This window comes from Wolbachia endosymbiont (group A) of Apotomis capreana, from assembly GCF_964027025.1.
Classification (GTDB): Bacteria; Pseudomonadota; Alphaproteobacteria; order Rickettsiales; family Anaplasmataceae; genus Wolbachia; species Wolbachia pipientis.
The window spans coordinates 301,823-320,465 of the sequence record NZ_OZ034721.1 but is presented as its reverse complement, the minus strand read 5'-3'; the positions used below and the strand labels follow the sequence as shown (position 1 = coordinate 320,465).

18 protein-coding genes and 2 tRNA genes are annotated in these 18,643 nt (G+C 35.5%); 2 read left to right on the top strand and 18 right to left on the bottom strand.

Going from position 1 to position 18,643, the window contains the following annotated elements; genetic code table 11:
- Positions 1-5: 5 nt before the first annotated feature.
- The 10 genes from rplJ to rpsL form a co-directional block, all read right to left on the bottom strand.
- Positions 6-524, bottom strand: coding sequence for a 50S ribosomal protein L10 (gene rplJ / locus AAGD50_RS01590; protein ID WP_006279539.1), 519 nt, complete (start codon positions 522-524; stop codon positions 6-8).
- A 12-nt stretch (positions 525-536) separates the two neighbouring features.
- Positions 537-1,190, bottom strand: coding sequence for a 50S ribosomal protein L1 (gene rplA / locus AAGD50_RS01585; RefSeq protein ID WP_065094732.1), 654 nt, complete (start codon positions 1,188-1,190; stop codon positions 537-539).
- A 4-nt stretch (positions 1,191-1,194) separates the two neighbouring features.
- Positions 1,195-1,635: a 50S ribosomal protein L11 gene (locus tag AAGD50_RS01580; RefSeq protein WP_006279541.1), complete on the bottom strand. Its 441-nt coding sequence runs from the start codon at positions 1,633-1,635 to the stop codon at positions 1,195-1,197.
- Positions 1,636-1,637: 2 nt separating this feature from the next.
- Entirely contained in the window at positions 1,638-2,474 is an 837-nt protein-coding gene (gene nusG, locus AAGD50_RS01575) for a transcription termination/antitermination protein NusG (RefSeq protein WP_070356705.1), read from the bottom strand.
- Complete coding sequence (gene secE / locus AAGD50_RS01570; RefSeq protein WP_022626186.1) at positions 2,464-2,664, bottom strand: preprotein translocase subunit SecE; 201 nt, start codon at positions 2,662-2,664, stop codon at positions 2,464-2,466. The genes nusG and secE overlap by 11 nt, the downstream gene beginning before the upstream one ends.
- Before the next feature lie 19 nt (positions 2,665-2,683).
- Positions 2,684-2,756, bottom strand: a tRNA-Trp gene (locus AAGD50_RS01565).
- Positions 2,757-2,769: 13 nt separating this feature from the next.
- Positions 2,770-3,942 (bottom strand): elongation factor Tu, encoded by a 1,173-nt coding sequence (gene tuf / locus AAGD50_RS01560; protein WP_341810069.1) that lies wholly within the window; start codon positions 3,940-3,942, stop codon positions 2,770-2,772.
- Positions 3,943-3,953: 11 nt separating this feature from the next.
- Entirely contained in the window at positions 3,954-6,029 is a 2,076-nt protein-coding gene (gene fusA, locus AAGD50_RS01555) for an elongation factor G (protein ID WP_010962308.1), read from the bottom strand.
- Between the two features lie 21 nt (positions 6,030-6,050).
- Positions 6,051-6,530, bottom strand: a complete 480-nt coding sequence (gene rpsG, locus AAGD50_RS01550) for a 30S ribosomal protein S7 (RefSeq protein ID WP_007549313.1) — start codon at positions 6,528-6,530, stop codon at positions 6,051-6,053.
- Positions 6,531-6,535: 5 nt separating this feature from the next.
- Positions 6,536-6,910, bottom strand: a complete 375-nt coding sequence (gene rpsL, locus AAGD50_RS01545) for a 30S ribosomal protein S12 (protein WP_006279787.1) — start codon at positions 6,908-6,910, stop codon at positions 6,536-6,538.
- A 1,043-nt stretch (positions 6,911-7,953) separates the two neighbouring features.
- On the opposite strand from rpsL, the gene prmC reads away from it, so the two are divergent.
- The gene (gene prmC / locus AAGD50_RS01540; protein WP_341810068.1) at positions 7,954-8,793 is read left to right on the top strand and encodes a peptide chain release factor N(5)-glutamine methyltransferase; all 840 of its coding nucleotides are present in this window, start codon (positions 7,954-7,956) and stop codon (positions 8,791-8,793) included.
- Positions 8,794-8,957: 164 nt separating this feature from the next.
- Here prmC and AAGD50_RS01535 read toward each other — a convergent pair whose 3' ends face one another.
- The 8 genes from AAGD50_RS01535 to AAGD50_RS01500 all read right to left on the bottom strand — a co-directional run bounded on the left by AAGD50_RS01535 (position 8,958) and on the right by AAGD50_RS01500 (position 17,172).
- Positions 8,958-9,806: a P44/Msp2 family outer membrane protein gene (locus AAGD50_RS01535; protein WP_253303626.1), complete on the bottom strand. Its 849-nt coding sequence runs from the start codon at positions 9,804-9,806 to the stop codon at positions 8,958-8,960.
- Between the two features lie 121 nt (positions 9,807-9,927).
- Positions 9,928-11,931: a type IV secretory system conjugative DNA transfer family protein gene (locus tag AAGD50_RS01530; protein WP_341810067.1), complete on the bottom strand. Its 2,004-nt coding sequence runs from the start codon at positions 11,929-11,931 to the stop codon at positions 9,928-9,930.
- Between the two features lie 30 nt (positions 11,932-11,961).
- Positions 11,962-12,954: a P-type DNA transfer ATPase VirB11 gene (gene virB11 / locus AAGD50_RS01525; RefSeq protein WP_065094644.1), complete on the bottom strand. Its 993-nt coding sequence runs from the start codon at positions 12,952-12,954 to the stop codon at positions 11,962-11,964.
- Between the two features lies 1 nt (position 12,955).
- Entirely contained in the window at positions 12,956-14,416 is a 1,461-nt protein-coding gene (locus tag AAGD50_RS01520; protein ID WP_174515709.1) for a TrbI/VirB10 family protein, read from the bottom strand.
- A gap of 16 nt (positions 14,417-14,432) precedes the next feature.
- On the bottom strand, positions 14,433-15,233 hold the full coding sequence (gene virB9, locus AAGD50_RS01515; protein WP_341810138.1) for a P-type conjugative transfer protein VirB9: 801 nt from the start codon (positions 15,231-15,233) through the stop codon (positions 14,433-14,435).
- A complete protein-coding gene (locus AAGD50_RS01510) occupies positions 15,220-15,900 on the bottom strand; it encodes a virB8 family protein (RefSeq protein ID WP_155968235.1) in 681 nt (226 codons plus the stop codon). Before AAGD50_RS01510 ends, virB9 begins: the two co-directional genes overlap by 14 nt.
- Before the next feature lie 72 nt (positions 15,901-15,972).
- Positions 15,973-17,055 carry a GTP cyclohydrolase II gene (locus tag AAGD50_RS01505; protein WP_010082649.1) on the bottom strand — a complete coding sequence of 361 codons (1,083 nt, stop codon included), beginning with the start codon at positions 17,053-17,055 and terminating at the stop codon, positions 15,973-15,975.
- A gap of 29 nt (positions 17,056-17,084) precedes the next feature.
- Positions 17,085-17,172: transfer RNA gene (locus AAGD50_RS01500), tRNA-Leu, on the bottom strand.
- Positions 17,173-17,362: 190 nt separating this feature from the next.
- Between AAGD50_RS01500 and AAGD50_RS01495 the strand changes: the two genes are divergently transcribed.
- Complete coding sequence (locus AAGD50_RS01495; protein ID WP_341810066.1) at positions 17,363-18,637, top strand: metallophosphoesterase; 1,275 nt, start codon at positions 17,363-17,365, stop codon at positions 18,635-18,637.
- The last annotated feature ends 6 nt before the right edge of the window (positions 18,638-18,643 follow it).

Below are 18,643 nucleotides of genomic sequence, written 5' to 3'. Positions count from 1 at the left end.
CAAATTTATTTTTTAGAACTATAATAATCCAAAACTCTCATAAGCCTCATAGAAGATGAATTAATAGACAACGCTAACCGAGCAGGAATATCATAAGATATTAAACGCATAATTTTAACACGCAATTCATCCAGAGAAGGCAACTTAGCCAGTTTATTAACATCTTCCACTGTTAACAATTCATTTAAATGAGCTGCGCAAATCACAGACATTTTTTCTTTGTTAGCATTAGTAAAATCAACTATTAATTTTGCAGCTTCTACTATGCCACTAGAGTATATAATAGCAACAGGACCGGAAAATTTGCCTGATAAATAAGAGAATTTACCAGTCCTTTCCAAAGCCAAGCGTGCTAGAGTGTTTTTAACTACTAATACCCCACCTGCTATAGACTTCAGACTATTCCTCAGAGTTAATGAATCATTAGCATTTATAGATTTAAAATTTACTAATATCAAGAAATCATTATTTACAAATACGTTTATTGTGCTCTGTATAAATTCATCCTTATCTTTACGCTTCACGGTATCACTCCCTTAAATTATATCTTCCACTTTGCCTATCTTATAAGCTTTACCCATAGTTGAATTTAAAAAAACACCCTTAAAGTAAATTCCTTTCGCAGAAATAGGTTTATTATCTTTAATTACTTTAAGAAAGGCTTTTAAATTTTCTAGCAAGTCATCAATATCAAATTTAATATTTCCTAATTTACCATGAATAACACCATTTTTATCTGTTCTAAATTTTACCTGACCAGACTTAATGGTTTTAATAGCTTCTGCAATGTTAGAAGTCACAGTACCAAATTTAGGGTTAGGCATCAGCCCTTTAGCACCCAATACTTTTGCAATAGGAGTGATTTTTGCCATAAAATCAGGAGTAGTAATGCACCAATCAACATCTAACTTTCTACCTTTTTTTATTTCTTCAACTAAATCCTCTCCTCCTGCAATATCAGCACCAGCTTTTTCAGCTTCTAATAAATGTTTATCTTGAGCGAAAACAGCTACTTTAATATTCTTCCCGATACCTTTAGGCAAAACTACTGTACCACGCACCTGCTCTTCAGATTTACGTGAATCTACGCCTAAATTGACCGCAATATCAACTGATTCATTAAATTTTGCTGAAGCAGACTCAACAATCTTCTTCAAACACTGCTTAGGATTATCATTATATGTATTCATTTACCTAACCTTCCACAACTTCTATACCCATAGATTTTGCAGTGCCTACAACCATTTTCACTGCTGAATCTTCATTATCCACTTTCATATCAACCATCTTGCACTTTGCTACTTTAATTATAGCAGACATAGGTAATTTAGCCACTAATTCTTTACCAGGATTACCAGAACTTTTACTTAATTTAGCCTCCTGCTTAAGTAAATAAGCCACAGGCGGACCGCTGACAGTAAAATCATGAGAGCGATCATCCTTTATGGAAATTCGCACTGTTACTAAATCGCCTACTTTATAATTAGCGTTAGCAGCACTAGTAACTTTATTAAAAGCTTCACAAAACTTAGGAACAGGTATACCACGTGGACCAAGTACTGAAGCAATTTTCGGTCCTGGAACTGCTTTCCCAGCTTCCATAAGTAAGTTAATCTTAGCAACTATAACACTCATAATTAATCCTCTATTTTCTCTACTTGAGCCAGATCAAGCTCTATTATTGTCGGCTTACCTAAAATCGATACTTCCACATTAATAATTTTTTTCTCATCGTTTACCATATTTACCTTACCAGTAAAATTTTGAAAAAGACCATCATTAATTTTCACTTTTTCACCTTTTTCATAACCATAACCTAACTTCTTTGTCTCTTGAGCATTATAAAGTGCATTACACATTGAGTGAATCTCATCATCCAAAATCACCTTTGGAATATTACCGTTTTTCAAAAATCCATAAACCTTAAGAGATTTTGGTATATTATTGATAAAATTCAATACTTCATCGCATAAATTCACGTATAAAAAGACATAACCAGGAAAGCATTTCCTTCGTGTAGCAATTTTCTTAGATTTCAACTCTACTTCACTTAGCTCTTCATATGGAATAAAAACTTCCTTAAAGTAATCATTAACACCCAATCTCATAGAATTTTCCAATATATGTTGGCGCACTTTCTCTTCACAATTGGAAGCAACTCTCAAGATATACCATTTATATCTATTAAATTCTTTACACTTTAAACTTATCTCATCATCTGAAATCATCTCAAAATCACCAGATTCGCCACTGCAGAATCCAGGCGTTTGATTCAAAATATTTTTGCTTTCATCACACAGATGCATATATACATACACTTCACATAATTCTTTTATATCAGACTTTGAATTACATACCGTTTGATAAGGAATAAACACTTCCTTAAAATAAACAGCATTACTTACCAATTCGCGTATGTTTTGCTCATATCCATAATCAACTTTAATGATATACCATTTATATTCACATTCCATAAATAATTCCAAATAAAGCCTTAATTACGTAAAGAGACATAAAATCCACAAAACAGAAGAAAATCGAAAAGCATAATATAACAATCATTACAACAAATAGAGATGACAACACCTCCTGTTTCTTTACCCAAGCAATTCTTCGTATTTCTTGCTTTATATCACAGAAAAAACCACACAAACTTTTTAACATTTCCACCACAACATTAATGCAGGAGCGATAGGAATTGAACCTACAACCTCTGGTTTTGGAGACCAGCGCTCTACCAATTGAGCTACACTCCTATAACTCAAACTCTCACTCCAAAATTTCAGAAACAACACCAGAACCAACAGTTCTACCGCCTTCTCTTATCGCAAAACGCAATCCCTTATCCATTGCTATCGGTACTTGCAATTCTACTTCTACACTCACATTATCTCCTGGCATTACCATCTCCTTCCCATCTAGCAATTTTATGCTCCCAGTTACATCCGTTGTCCTTAAATAAAACTGTGGCTGGTAATTCGCAAAAAATGGTGTATGCCTTCCTCCTTCCTCTTTCTTTAATATATAAACCTCCGCCTTAAACTTTCTATGCGGCGTTATCGTCCCCGGTTTTGCCAATACTTGCCCTCTCTCTACTTCTTCTCTTTTTGTTCCTCTTAACAATATTCCTACATTGAGTCCTGCACTTCCCTTATCCAGCAACTTCTTAAACATTTCTACACCTGTGCATATCGTCTTTTGCGTCGCTTTCAGACCTATTATCTCTATCTCTTCTCCCGTCTTTATCTCTCCCTTCTCTATTCTTCCTGTTACCACTGTTCCTCGCCCCGATATCGAAAATACATCTTCGATTGGCAATAAAAATGGTAAATCCACAGGCCTTGGTGGAACCGCTACATATTCATCTAACTTTTCCATCAATTTGTCTATTGATTTCTTTCCATATTCGCTGCTGTCATCCTCCAGCGCCTTGAGCGCTGAACCAACCACCACAGGCACTTCATCCCCTGGAAATCCGTATTTACTCAGTAATTCCCTCACTTCCATTTCTACTAAATCTATCATATCAGCATCAGCAACATCAGCTTTATTTATATACACCACGATATATCCAACACCTACCTGCTTCGCCAGCAATATATGCTCTCTCGTTTGTGGCATTGGCCCATCAACCCCCGACACTACCAATATCGCCGCATCCATCTGTGCTGCACCTACTATCATGTTCTTTACATAGTCAGCGTGTCCAGGACAATCAACGTGTGCATAATGCCTTTTTCCCGTCTGATACTCAACATGCGCTGTTGCTATCGTTATCCCCCTCTTCCTTTCTTCTGGCGCTTTATCTATCTGATCGTACGCTACAAAATTTCCATAATGCTTCGTTATCGCCGCTGTTAACGTCGTCTTCCCATGATCCACATGTCCTATTGTTCCCACATTTACATGCGGCTTTCCAAATGCTTCCACTACTGCTGTCATAATTATTACCCTTAATTATACTCTAACTTTAACTCATCAACCACATATTGTGGCACTTGCTCATAACAAGAAAAATGCATACTATACTGCGCCCTTCCCTGAGACATAGAACGCAAAACGTTGATATAACCAAACATATTTGCAAGAGGTACCGAAGCAGTAATTATTTTACTATTATTACCTAAATCGAGCATATCAGCAACATTTCCTCTTCTACTATTTATATCACCCATAACATCACCCATATATTCTTCAGGAGTAATGATTTCAACTTTCATTATAGGCTCCAGCATTTTTGGACCAGCTTTATTTGCCATCTCTTTAAAAGCACCTTTAGCAGCAAGTTCAAAAGCTAAAGGACTAGAATCAACCTCATGAAAAGCACCATCAAGAAGGGTAGCCTTAAAATCAATCAACGGAAATCCCGAAATTATACCACCTTCTTTTATCAACTCCAAGCCATTTTCTACCCCAGGAATATACTCTTTTGGAATAGCACCACCTACAATTTTACTTTCAAATTGAAACCCAGAACCAGGCTCAAGAGGTTCAAATTTTATTTTAACCTTAGCAAACTGACCAGCTCCACCAGATTGTTTTTTATGAGTGTAATCAATTTCAACAGATTTAGTGATAGTTTCACGATATGCAACCTGAGGAGCACCGACGTTAGCCTCAACGTTAAATTCGCGCTTCATTCTATCAACAATAATCTCAAGATGGAGCTCACCCATGCCTTTCAATATAGTCTGGCCACTTTCCGCATTTACTGACATTCTTAAAGAAGGATCTTCTGCAACCAACCTATTTAGAGCAATACCTAATTTTTCCTGATCTGAAGTGGTTTTAGGTTCCACAGCAATTTCAATAACAGGCTCAGGAAATTCCATACGCTCCAATAATATAGGAAAATCAACAGAACATAAAGTATCTCCGGTGGTTGTTTTCTTTAGCCCAACTAAAGCAACTATATCTCCAGCCCTAGCCTCAGTTATATCTTCTCGGTTATTTGCATGCATAAGTAACATTCTGCCAATCCCTTCAGTTTCGTTTTTTAACGCATTTGAAACGGTAGATTTAGACTTTAATTTACCAGAATAAATACGGATAAACGTCAAGCTGCCTACAAATTTATCCGTCATCACTTTAAATGCAAGAGCAACAAATTTCTCTTTTTCTGAAGGTTTGACCTCAATTTTCTTTTCTGAATCTTTAGGATCAATTCCAACAATTACATCAACATCAATAGGAGAAGGTAAAAAGTCAACCACACCATCTAAAAGTGGTTGTACGCCTTTATTTTTAAAAGCTGATCCACATAACACAGGAACAAATTTTCCTTTAATGGTCCCATTTCTCACGCATTTTTTCAGTAAATCTACTGGCAGATCATTAGACTCAAAGTAAGTATTCATCGCTTCATCATCCATCTCAGCTGCAGCATCTAATAAAAGATTTCGATATTCTTGAGCCTTATCAAGCAAATCAGAAGGAATATCTTCATAAGAAAATTTAGCGCCCAACGTTTCTTCTTGCCATATAATGGCTTTCATAGAAATAAGGTCAATTATACCTTTGAAATCTTTCTCACTCCCTATTGGTAAATGAATAACTAAAGGTGCTGCACCAAGCTTCGTCTTTATCATATCAACACATCGATAAAAATTTGCCCCTATTCTATCCATCTTATTAACAAAGCAGATACGAGGAACGCTATATTTATCAGCTTGACGCCACACTGTCTCAGATTGAGGTTCAACTCCAGCAACTCCATCAAATACAGCAACTGCACCATCCAAAACCCTTAAAGATCTCTCAACTTCAATAGTGAAATCAACGTGACCAGGAGTGTCTATTATATTGACCCTATGATCATTCCAAAAACATGTTGTTGCAGCAGATGTGATTGTAATACCACGCTCTTTTTCCTGCTCCATCCAATCCATAGAAGCTGCACCATCGTGCACTTCACCAATTCTATTTTGCTTACCAGTATAAAATAAAATACGCTCTGTTGTGGTAGTCTTACCAGCATCTATGTGAGCCATTATCCCTATATTTCTGTATTTAGATATTCCAATTTCCATATCACAATTAATTAGCTAACATTAAAAACGAAGATGAGAAAATGCCTTATTAGCTTCAGCCATTTTATATTTTTCTTCGCACATCTTAAACGCACCACCGCGTTTATTATAAGCATCCAGTATTTCAGATTGCAAACAATCAACAGTGGTTTTTCCACTCTTTTTTCGAGCAGCAGAAGTTGCTTTAGCAATCCACCTTAACGCTAAAGAAACCGCTCTATCTTGTCGAACTTCAACAGGTACTTGATAAGTTGCACCACCAATGCGTCGAGAACGCACTTCTATAGAAGGAGTAACATTTCCTACTGCTGTCTCAAAAATTGATAACCCACCTTCGCCTATTTTCTTTTCAGCTAAAGACAAAGCGTCATAGATAATCTTTTCTGCAGTAGATTTTTTACCACATTTCATGATTGTATTAATGAAACGCATCAGCAAAACACTGCCGTAACGCGAATCAGGACTTATTTCTCTTTTTTTTGCTTTATTCCGACGAGCCATAAACTTTAACCAGATTTCTTTACACCATATTTTGAACGAGCTTTCTTTCGATTTTGCACACCACGCAGATCAAGGGCACCTCTTATTATGTGATAACGCACACCTGGCAAATCTTTAACCCGCCCACCACGTATCAAAACAACAGAGTGTTCTTGTAAATTATGACCTTCACCAGGTATATAAGCCGTCACTTCACCATACCCACTAATTTTTACTCTGGCTACTTTACGGAGTGCTGAGTTAGGCTTTCTAGGAGTTGTAGTATACACCTTAGTGCAAACACCTCTCCTTTGAGGGTTGCTTTCTCCCAAAGCTGGTACCTTTTTCTTATGGGTCAATCCTAATCTACCCTTACGTATTAATTGATTTATCGTAGGCATATGTTATAAACTCAAGCTCATTAAAATAACTAAGTTTTTAGTTATAAAATAATAAACCTCAATAGTCAATATAAAAATAAACATTACTACTCTAATAATTAAGCTCAACTGCCTTGAAAGCCATCAGTAGACTTCTTGCACTACCTCCCAAGCCACAACTGTCATTCAGTAGAAACGAAAAAACTTACTTGACACCCTTCGCCAGCCCCATTATCATGGTACTGAAGGTATTCATTTATCTTCAATCTGTGCAGATTAAATGACAACAGTATTACGTAATTGGCGTCTTATTTTTAATTTTTTGCACTATGCACACTTTACGTCTTCACAACATTTCTGGGTTTTTACCTATATAAGCTGAAACGCGCTTATAAAGCGTTTAAGACAGTATAGTACGCCAATTTGCAGGATTAGAGAGTGACAACTAGCTAATACGGGATATCTTTTGCCTTTTTTTCTGCTTAGTAAATTTCTTAAACATTTAAACTAAGGTGAGTTGCATTTAAAAGCAGCTAAATTGCAGTGTTTAAGACTTAAAAAACGCCAATACTGAAAATAGACAATGACTAGGGCTTCTTTTGCCTTTTTTTTGCTTGGTAAATTTCTTAATATTTATGGCAACATGAACTGAGCAGGAAGGTGTCATTCCAGTGCTTGACACTGGAATCCAGTTTTCCATATAATCTCATCGAAAATGTTGTAACCACTTTCTGTGCTAGTTTGCTTGCTTACAAGCAAACTTTTCTGGATCTCAGTGTCTGGGCACTGGGATGACAGGAGAAGGTACTAGGATGACACCCTGACCTCGTCGTCCCGCTACGTGTTAGCGGAATCTAGAGATACCGTGACGGTATGACGTAAAGCTCGCATTAGCTATACTTTTATGCTCACCAACTTAGCTGGATCCAAGTAGTCAAGCTACTTGGATCTGCAAATTGCAATGTTCGTACAGCTGCGTGCTTGACACTGGGATTTAGTGCAGCTACCCTAAACTGGAAGCTCATCTTGCTATTTTTGGCTGAAAGAAACATATTTTTAGAATAATGAAAACAATCAGCTCTTTAATTCAAGAAGGATCGGAGTTATTATCGTCACATAAAGTTGAATCACCACATTTAGATTGTGAAATCATCATGCAGCACGTACTTGGAGTGGAAAGATCATTTATAATTGTGAACCATGCTGATCAAGTGCCAATGGAGAAAGAACTTTTATTTTGGAAATTAACAAAAAAAAGAGCGGAAAGATATCCAATATCGCAAATAATAGGTAATCATGAATTCTGGAGTAAAAATTTTATAGTTAACCAGCATGTTTTAGATCCAAGGCCAGATAGTGAAACAATAATCCTAGCAGTGTTAAAATATTACCCAAACAAAAAACAGAAACTAAAAATTGCAGATTTTGGTACAGGCACAGGTTGTTTATTGATATCCGTACTTAGTGAGTATGAATATGCTGTTGGCGTCGGTTTTGAAAAAAGCTTGGAAGCATATAAAGTTGCCTATCAGAACACAAAAAAACATGATCTTCTCAGCAGAGCCAAAATATTTCCAAGTTCGTGGACAGAGTGCAGAGGTTCATTCGATCTTATAATCAGTAATCCTCCATATATTAAAAGAAGCAAATTGAAAGACTTGCAAGCTGAAGTGCAAAAGGAACCAAGAATTGCCCTTGATGGTGGTATTGATGGTTTGAGTTGTTACTTGAGCATTTTTCCAATATTAAGGAGGTGCCTTAAAAAAAATGGGTTTGCGATATTGGAGATAGGTGAAGATCAAAGCAGTATTGACAAAATAATCCCCTCATACGAATTAGCTTTTCAGGAATATGTATATGACTTAGCGGGAATGAAGAGATGCATTGTTGTGAAAAGAACATAGCTAATGTTTTTTTGCCTTCATCCCATATTATCCTATATCATCCCAGTACCCTCTACCTAGTCATCCAAGTAGCGTGACTACTTGGATCTATATTTAACTAGATCCTATGGTCAAGCCATAGGACGACAGGAACGGTTTTATGCATTTTTTAAAGGGCAACATGTTTAAGCTTTGCTGGCAAAATGGAAAGTAAGACCAGCCTCTATACCGTGTGTGTGAAATAGTTGATTACCTATATTTATTTCCTCAGTTACTTTGCTACCTGAGCTAGGATTAAGCTTCTTTTTTTTATCATTATTAGGGTCGTCTACCACTTGTCCTAACCTTTTTGCTGTAAGCTTAATATCGCTACCAATAGCACCAAAACCTCTATATCCGATATGCATATTTACATCTTCGTTTATGCGATAGTCAAAGCCAGCTTTTAATTGACCTGCGGGTCTTATTGACGGTTTTTCAAACATCGTCATTCTTGTTGCACCGATCCCAATACCAACGTAAGGAGAAAAAGAGAAACGGTCACTTTTCCAATGATGATAAACATTTGCCATTACAGATATGTTCTCAATTTGGTCATGACTAACTGCAGCACTATAGAGATAAGTTTCTTTATTAGGATCCTCACCAGTCTCCTTTAGGTATGAAACAGTTATTTGGCTACTTGTTAAACCAATATTATCCACTTTTACAGAAGAATACATCCCTTCCAATTCAGCCCTATAGCTGTTGTTACCCAATTCTCCTGTGTAACCAAATGCCACATTTGCAGCAAAAGGTGGATTATAATCTCCTTTATACTCACTTAGTGACTGACCTTCTGTGTTCTGAGCACCCCTGTCATTTATAGACAAATTTTTGATACCTGTAGTGCTTGTTTTTAGTACGCTTGTGTTATTTAAATATTGACCGTAATACCCACTACCAAAGTAAAACCCTTCTGTTTCACTTGCAAAAGATTGTTGTGACAACAATAAAGCAAATGCTGTAACCGCTAATGTTTTTTTACTAATCATTACTACTCCCCTAGTTAAAATAGCTAATCTAATACTAATTAATTAAAAATGGCTTAATATGAAAAACCTAATTATTTGCATAACTTGCACTTTTCTGAGCTAAAAATAGGCAAAGTTAACCTTACTTCTCGTCATTTTTTAATTTATCCTCATCTTCAAATTCATCCTCCTCTTCTTCGTCATCAAACCCATCATCGCTCCTATCCTCATCTTCCTCGTCATCATCTTCAAACTTATCGTCGATATCTTCATCATCAATATCTTCGTCTGCAAATTCATCTGATTCATCATATACTGCATCTTCGGTTTTAGTTTCAGCAGGATAATCAACTGAATTAGGTCCCTCAAGAACATTATTCCCCTCGTTATTAACCTTATCTTTGCTCGCAGCGGCAGAAAGAACTTTGTTTGGGTCATATGGTTCTTGTGTAGGCACAGGAGTTTGTTTGAGCAGCCTTCTTGTGAAGGTGGTATCACTGTAGTACAAAATTTTCTTTGATTTAATTGGGTAAGTCGACTCTATTAAAATTATCTGATCGTCACGTGGCAACATAATAACTTCTTGAGGCAATAGCAATGCTCTCTGTATTTCAGAGATATGTAATGACCTTGAAGCAGGATTTAAATCTAAAAATTTAGGCTTATTCAACGATTCTTGTTGTACAGTTTTGTTTCCTATAAGTTGCGATATCAAATTAGCTGTTTCAATATTATTGGCTGCAAAAGTTATTCTGTAAGTCGAGTTTGACAAAAAGGAGTTCATCCCTGCTTCTTCGTATATTCCTTTGAGCTGCTCAGTATCTTGAACAATTAAGAATAACCTAACTCGATAACCACGAAAATATGCAATACCTGTTTGAAATTGCTCCATTTTTCCAAGTGTAGGAAACTCATCCATTAAAAACAATACGCCATAAGGCTCGTCATCCGATGGCAATTTTCTACATAAAAACTCAGTTGCCTGTTGGTAAAAAACCTGCATTAAAGGCCTGAGCCTAGTCAAGTTGTCAGGAGTTAAACCAACATAAACTGTAATTTTCTTCTTTTTAAAATCTAGAATATTAAAATCACTTGACGCAGTTGCAGTATCAATCAATGGGTTTGCCCACAATTCAAGTGATGAGTTCATGGTTGATACAACACCTGACCTTTCTTTATCAGCTTTTTGTAAAAAAGCTGCAATATTCATATATGCTACAGGGTGTAGTATTTTACCCATTGTATCAAGAGCAACAGCAAGATTATAAACCACGTCATCACTACGCATCGTACGCACAACTTCACCAAAAGATTTAACTTTCTCTGGTGCAGCAAGTAAGTATAATACCACTCCAACAAATAAGCTTCTTGCTTCATTCTGCCAAAAGTCTTGTTCAGGCATGATTAGGTTAGCTATTTTCTGCACATCGTCAACCATCTGCCCAGGTTTTTCACTAATCCATTGTAATGGATTGTAACAGTGACTTATTCCATCTGGCTGCGCTGGATTCCATACGTATACTTTTTGTCCTTGTCGTTCTCGCCAACCACTTGTTATTTCATAGTTTTCTAATTTTATGTCGTGTACAATTACCGAGTCAGTCCAAAATAATAAATTAGGAATTACAAAGCCAACACCCTTACCAGAACCTGTAGGTGCAAATAACAATGCATGCTGAAACCCATCAGAAATGAAGTATCCTCTTTTATCTTTACCAAGCAATAATCCCTTTTTGCTTCTTAATCCTGCTTTTCGTATGTCTTTCTCTGATGCCCACTGCGAATCTCCATGAAGTGATTCCTTCTTTTTAAATGGTCGCCACTCAATTATCCTTTCTCTTAAATTCCATAAGATAATCATTAAAACAATGATAGGCAGTGCAGAAGATATAATTAATGTGATTTTGAGCTCAAGGCTATATAACTCTGGATGATGCCAACAATATTGTATATGATCAAAAATCGTTGGCCAAAGAGCTTGAGGGAAAGGCGTCAAACTAGGATTAATTGCCTTAAAATCCACAGCATCCGGACCATCAGCAAACAGAACAAACAATATACCAGATAGATAGAAGCAAAACTCAAGTACGCTAAAAGCTACTACACCTCCTATGAGAATATTACGTAGGTGATTTCCATTACTCATAAACTACTCTTCCTTAACTTATGTATAAATTTAAGCATTTTCGCTCGCAGATCTAGTAAATAATATCTCAGAAATGCTTCTTTTGCCCCCACCGGTTCTTTTTAGCTGAATAACAATATCAATCACATTTCTAATGTATGGTATAATTTGGTCTGGAGGAATGCCAAGATTTGCCTGCATAACCATCAATTTTATTTGCTCAAGGGCCATTGTTGGACTATCTGCATGAAGGGTTGATATTGATCCAGGGTGACCAGTATTTATCGCCCTGAGAAAACTAAAAGCTTCCGCTCCACGGAGCTCACCAACTATTATTCTGTCTGGCCTTAAACGTAAGCACGCTTCTATCAAATCTTGAGTGGTTACTTTTGCTCTGCCCTGCCCTCCTTTAGAGGCAATTAGATGGACTTTATTGGGATGATCGTTCAAAACGATTTCCCTTGCATCCTCAACAGTAATAATTCTTTCCTCAGCTGGAATAGCACGCAAAGTAGCATTAGTAAAAGTAGTCTTACCAGTGGAAGTTCCACCACTAATTATAATATTTTTCTTACTTATTACAGCGTATTCTAAAAACTCTTTTATTTTTTTTTGCCTTAACAATAAATCCAAATGACGGTCAACTGGATTATCAGTTGCTTCTGTAACAGTTTCAGAAAAAGCCCCCATTTTTTCGTAATCATCGAGTGCTAACTGCATGCTAGAAGGCTTACGAATCGACATGACTACTTTATCAGGTTCACATGCTGGCGGAAATACTATCTGTATACGATAACCATTTGGTAATGTTGCCGAAAGTAACGGCGCTTCTTCGCTAAGTTTTTGTTCTGTAGCTTGAGCAATCAGTCTGCCAAGAGATTTCAAATGGTTAAGATCGAATACTTCTAATTTTTCACACCTTATTTCACCGCGATTTTCAATCCATACTTCCTTTGGCTTATTTATTGATATTTCATTTACGCCTTCTTCTTGAAATATGCCTTGTAATGGCTCCAAATATGTATCAAGTGCAGCATAGTTCATTTCATTGATTTAATATTGCCTGTGGAGGAAATACTATATCTTGGTTAACAAATACTTTCAATGCAGTGCCTTGATCAACATAAATAGTTGGTTTTTTATCTGTATATCTGCCCACTACATCCCGCATATCTTTAGAAAAATCCTCGATTGATTTCCCGATTGCTTCATCATAAACAGACTTGCTTTTTCTTTGAATTTGTTCTAACAGTTGATTTACAATTTCCAGGCTTATATTTACCTCGTCTTCTTCAATTCCTAGTGCTTTTGCTATTTCCTCTTTCATTATTTTTAGTAAATCTTGTCTGCTTTTGGCACTCCGAATTCTTCCGATAGCCCCAAGGCCTAATTTCCATTTGTCACTAGATATCTTCTTTTCTGGGTCAATAATGAGTTGGAGAGAAGAAAAATCTATTTCGGTTGCAGTGATAGACTTTACTGCATCTCTGATAGTTAGCGTATCAACAAGATTAGAAGCCTTTTGCCCTATAACAGCAGAACCAATCGAAACACCAGCAAGTGTCACTGAAGAGAATAACGCACTTACTATTTTGTTATCAACTATTCCTGCTATTCCTGCTCTACCAAGCTCGTCAGTACTAAGTGATGAGATTGCAATATCTATTCCATGTGGCAGAATCACTCTATTCCAGTTTATATTTACACGAGATTTAGCAACATTCGAGTCAAATGAATAACTGCCTATCAATCTTGAGCCTTTAGGTATTAAAACTGTATCACCAGTTTCTGCATAAACATCTCTACTCACCATAGCACGCAGCATTCCTTGCAGATCAGAGTTTATTGCAGTTTCAAGAACAGCATCAATAATTTTACCTTGAGTAATCATTAAACCAAGCTTTCCTACTCTGGTAGCTTTGCTCGATTGTGCTGAAGTGTCGGATAAAATAGCATCAGCAGCCTTGTTCTCTCCACTACCACCTGAAATTGTCAACATCTGTGCACTACGTCTGTCTCTAGGATAACCGCCACCCCCTATTGTAGGAAACGAGGTAGGTAAATTGCCCATAACATTACTAGAAGGAAAATTTTGCTTTGGCAAAATAGGTATATTTGACACAGGAGTTTCTTTTGGTTTCTCTTCTTCTTTTTTCATCACTTCTTCTTTTCTAATTTGTTTTATTTCTGGTATGATTAGTGGTGTAGGAAGAGGAGGTAAGGGTGGTAAGGGATCAGTTATTATTCTTTCAGGAACCATTACATTATCTGGAACTTGTTCCAACTTTCCTTTCAATTCTTGAACGTTTTGCTTTGTTTCCTCTTTTTTAATAACTTCTGAACCCTCTTTAGGAGAAGGACTAAAATAGAGATAATACACTCCACCAGCCAGAAGCACTAAAATAATGACCATCAATGCCCTATGACCTTGATTAGAGCCAACTGTTACTACCTTATTCTCTATTTCTGATTCATCTTCTGAATTGTTACGCCTTTCTTTATTCATATTGCATGTACCACAGCTAAAGTGACCTATTTATAATTTCAACTTCACCATCTTCATAACGCATAAATAGCTTTTTATGTACTCCTTTTATTATAACATAATCATCAAATAACAGCCTTTTACAAGGTTTATCCTCCCCTTCTACAAAAACCTGAGGTATTTTATTATTATTTCTAAATTTTAAATAGGTTAAATAACCATCATCAAATAACTCGATCGCAACTATATCCGCATTACCACCTTCATCAATATATGTATAATTGTACTTCGTATCATTTTCTTGTATTATTTTTTCTAGCTTGTCTGTAGTATATTGCATTTGAGTAGGTAAAGAAACCTCATCTAAATCAACATCAAATTCACCTTCTTCTTGAGGATAATAAAAACGTACTACGTAAGATATATCCTTTTCAGCAGAATAATCGTGATCTACTTTCTTAGCATCAGTATCCGGGTATTTATCGTAGTTTGGCCTTGAGATTAAATCAAAAATGTAATTTCTTTTTTTAGTTGTCGTAATAATCATGTTAGTGCGACTACTAACTTCAAATGGCATGATAAGCAATTTATTGTCATAAGGATTAATTTTCCAACTTGATGCATCACCAACAGCGATATTTTTAACTTTTTCTCCTTCCGCAAATTCAATATAAGAATAGTAACCCTGACTAAAAACCACCGTAAATACTTCATTAGGGCTATACACAAAAGTCTTTATTCTACTATCTATAGAAATAGGCTCATTATAATTAATGGATGCGTTTAAATTGCCACTTACAAGTAAAGCTAAAACTAATAATATCCTATACATATTCATCATCTACTCTATATGAAATAACTTGAAATCCTAATGGGTTAATATATCTTTGCTGATCATCCATTTCAAGCGATGCATATCTATATGACATAATAACTATCTTATTTTTTCTCGTAGAACTTCCATCTTTCCGTGTAAATTCCACAAAAAATCTCACCTGAAGAGCATCGTTACCCAACTTTTGAATTGAGCGAATTTTAAATTCACTTTTGGTATCTGAATATAAATTAAAAAGATCATCCATATTCTGCGATCCTACATAATTTCTAAATTCATTATACACATTAGGTGAGGAAAACAACCTCACCTTTGTATAATAGTTATAATTATAATGATATGGATCAAAAACCTCCCTTGCTTTTATATACTCTGAAATAAAATAATCGTTTAGCGCTTCATCTGCAGAATACTGTTTTACTGTGACAGGATCAACCAATTGCACTATTCCTGATTTCTTGTCAATTTCTATAACAAATGGCTCAATAGTGCTACTTGTGCTAATTTTAAATATGACTAATATGCTGATAGAGATCGTTGCTAATAATATTAATGCAAATAAAAGTAGAATATTCCTTTGAGCAATAACTGTGCTGTAGCGGTTTGAATTCCAATTTATATCCTTATCTAAGGATTCAGTATTTTTTTCTTGCTTAAAAAATCTTAGCATTTTAGTATTCCTAAAAATCTTAACTTATGTTAATAAACATAGCAAATTAACAAAGTAGTTACAGCAAAAAAGCTAAAAAACTCTTAATCTATGGCCTAATTTACCAAACTTTGTCTCCATATATGAATCGTTATATTTATTACGTTCCACAATAAGTGGTAGACACTTTGTAACTCCTATACCACTACTTTCCAATTCTGACAATTTCCTATCATTGTTTGTAAGTAATTGGATTTTGTTAATGTTCAATTTCTTAAGCATTTTAGCTGCAACAGCAAAACTCCTTTCATCATCTTCAAAACCCAATATTCTATTTGCATCAACAGTATCAAGATTATGTCCTCTTTGCATACTGTACGCTCTTAACTTATTAGTTAAACCAATGCCTCTTCCATCTTGCATCAAATACAATATAATACCACTTCCAGAGTCAGCTATCATTTGAATTGCTTGATGTAACTGACTTCTGCAATCGCATGACAAGCTATCTAACAAGTCACCCGTATAGCACGAAGAATGAATTCTCACTAATGGTTCGTCATCTTTATCTGGATTGCCAATGATAATTGCATGATGTTCTCTTCCACCACTTTCGGTTCTATAAGATATGATATTTACTTCTTGAGTCTGTTTTAAAAATAATGATGTTTTGCACACTTCATATACATCCTGATTTTCTTGAAAATTATTTATGAATGACGTGTCCAGTGCAATAACGTCATTTTTCTCGCACCAATTTCGCATTTCATGGTTATTCTCAAAAGTCATATCAGCCACTAACGCGTATGGCAATAATTCTGAGAACTTAAGCAAGGCAATAGCACATTCATCTATTGTCTTTGAGCATTGCAACTCTTTTATGCAATCTTCCTTTGAACAGTTTATTAAATAGAGCAGTTCATCAAAATTATTCACCAACAGACGTTTGCTGTTATGTTCTTTATTCTGAGATATGTATTTTACCTTACTTGAAGTTAAAGTAACATATACATTACTTGATGTAAGCTTGTATTGATTAAATAAATCTCTTTCTAAAGCCTCAGCAGCAGCAAACAATAGGTAATTACTTTCATCATATATTACAATTGGCCGACCGCGCCTGATTTCGCTGATAGCTCTTTCTACCTTATTGCTACTCTGATTTCCTATAAACATTTTTACCCATATTAAACAGCGATAAAAACTGGTGCGGCCGAGAAGACTTGAACTTCCAAGGCCTTATGAGCCACAGCGACCTCAACGCTGCGTGTCTACCAATTCCACCACGGCCGCACTATATTCTAGTTTTTATATAATTATTTTAAATTACTTAATCATTTTAGAATTTTTCATCTAGAGTGTCAATCTGATACTAGAATAATTTAGAAATTGTTTGTATAATTTGATTATGAATTTTGTGATTATAAATTTTAATCATTTAAGATAACCTTACTACTAATTTTTAACTTAGGTTTTTATACAAATGAATATAGCTAATATCTTTATTTTTTTAGCTCTCTCTCTTATAACTAGCTTTCATTTCGTCCATGCACAAATATTATACACATGGTCTCAAGTTATCCCAGAAAATAAACTAAGCATACGCGCAATTACGGACAATGACATGTGTCCCATTGTTTATGTTGATGGCGAGGAAACAGAAATGCTGAATCGCAGCTCAATTAACAATGGTGATCATAACGAAACAGTTTGTGAACTGACAGTACAAACAAGTGCCAAAAACATTAGTATTGAGGATCTACGGGTTCCTATATTACCAAAAAAGGTTAATAAAATTGCTTTCATTGGTGACACGGGCTGTAGAATAAATATGTTATTTCAGCAGGAATGTAATTCGGTAGATAGCTGGCCTTTAAAAAAAAATTTAGATTCAATCGCCCTTCATAAACCAGATTTAATTATCCATGTTGGTGATTATCATTATAGACAAACAAAATGTAGAAATACAAAAAAGTGTGGCGATATTTATGGATATAATAAAGAAGTTTGGTACGCTGATTGGTTTGAGCCTGCAAAGGATATTTTATCACAATCCCCTTTCCTTTTTGTTCGTGGAAACCATGAGAGTTGTGATAGAGCTTATGAAGGATGGTTCAGGTATCTAGATTCATACCCCTTTTCGTCTGAAAAATGTGGAAACTTCGTTTCTAGTTGGTCCTTAGATGCTGGACCGATGAAATTTTTTATCTTCGACTCTTCATCCGGTGAGGATATTTTTACAACCCAAAGCACAATTGATGCTTTTGAGAGGCAATTTGATAAATTGATACAAAATAGTTCTGACAAGCCCATGTGGTTTTTAACTCATAAACCGCTTTGGAGATCTCCAAAAAAAGAATTTTTGACATTAAAAAGCCATGGTAATCTTACACAAATCGAAGCTTTTGGAGATAAATTTCCAAGCAATGTTACTACCATAGTTTCTGGCCACATTCATATAGCCCAGATTTTATTAATGGATAATGTTCCAGACCAAATTATAGTTGGAAACGGTGGTGCATCATTACACGCTCAAGATCAAGAATCTGTTTATCAAAATGTAGAATTTGACTATTTAAATGGTAAAAACTACTTAGCACACGAGGTTAGAAACTTTTTTCGCTTTGGCTTTGCAATACTAAATTTAGATGATCACGAATTTACCTTCTATAATCAACACAATAAGGAAATGTATTCTGCGAAGCTAACAGAAGATTTTAAACTTAAACGGATTAAAACTATAGTCGATTCATTTTAGGATTTG

What these genes read in the sequence shown, in the direction of transcription:
- rplA (WP_065094732.1), bottom strand. Translation starts at nt 1,190, where the DNA reads ATGAATACATATAATGATAATCCTAAGCAGTGTTTGAAGAAGATTGTT.
- AAGD50_RS01580 (WP_006279541.1), bottom strand. Translation starts at nt 1,635, where the DNA reads ATGAGTGTTATAGTTGCTAAGATTAACTTACTTATGGAAGCTGGGAAA.
- nusG (WP_070356705.1), bottom strand. Translation starts at nt 2,474, where the DNA reads ATGGAATGTGAATATAAATGGTATATCATTAAAGTTGATTATGGATAT.
- secE (WP_022626186.1), bottom strand. Translation starts at nt 2,664, where the DNA reads ATGTTAAAAAGTTTGTGTGGTTTTTTCTGTGATATAAAGCAAGAAATA.
- tuf (WP_341810069.1), bottom strand. Translation starts at nt 3,942, where the DNA reads ATGACAGCAGTAGTGGAAGCATTTGGAAAGCCGCATGTAAATGTGGGA.
- fusA (WP_010962308.1), bottom strand. Translation starts at nt 6,029, where the DNA reads ATGGAAATTGGAATATCTAAATACAGAAATATAGGGATAATGGCTCAC.
- rpsG (WP_007549313.1), bottom strand. Translation starts at nt 6,530, where the DNA reads ATGGCTCGTCGGAATAAAGCAAAAAAAAGAGAAATAAGTCCTGATTCG.
- rpsL (WP_006279787.1), bottom strand. Translation starts at nt 6,910, where the DNA reads ATGCCTACGATAAATCAATTAATACGTAAGGGTAGATTAGGATTGACC.
- prmC (WP_341810068.1), top strand. Translation starts at nt 7,954, where the DNA reads ATGAAAACAATCAGCTCTTTAATTCAAGAAGGATCGGAGTTATTATCG.
- AAGD50_RS01535 (WP_253303626.1), bottom strand. Translation starts at nt 9,806, where the DNA reads ATGATTAGTAAAAAAACATTAGCGGTTACAGCATTTGCTTTATTGTTG.
- AAGD50_RS01530 (WP_341810067.1), bottom strand. Translation starts at nt 11,931, where the DNA reads ATGAGTAATGGAAATCACCTACGTAATATTCTCATAGGAGGTGTAGTA.
- virB11 (WP_065094644.1), bottom strand. Translation starts at nt 12,954, where the DNA reads ATGAACTATGCTGCACTTGATACATATTTGGAGCCATTACAAGGCATA.
- AAGD50_RS01520 (WP_174515709.1), bottom strand. Translation starts at nt 14,416, where the DNA reads ATGAATAAAGAAAGGCGTAACAATTCAGAAGATGAATCAGAAATAGAG.
- virB9 (WP_341810138.1), bottom strand. Translation starts at nt 15,233, where the DNA reads ATGAATATGTATAGGATATTATTAGTTTTAGCTTTACTTGTAAGTGGC.
- AAGD50_RS01510 (WP_155968235.1), bottom strand. Translation starts at nt 15,900, where the DNA reads ATGCTAAGATTTTTTAAGCAAGAAAAAAATACTGAATCCTTAGATAAG.
- AAGD50_RS01505 (WP_010082649.1), bottom strand. Translation starts at nt 17,055, where the DNA reads ATGTTTATAGGAAATCAGAGTAGCAATAAGGTAGAAAGAGCTATCAGC.
- AAGD50_RS01495 (WP_341810066.1), top strand. Translation starts at nt 17,363, where the DNA reads ATGAATATAGCTAATATCTTTATTTTTTTAGCTCTCTCTCTTATAACT.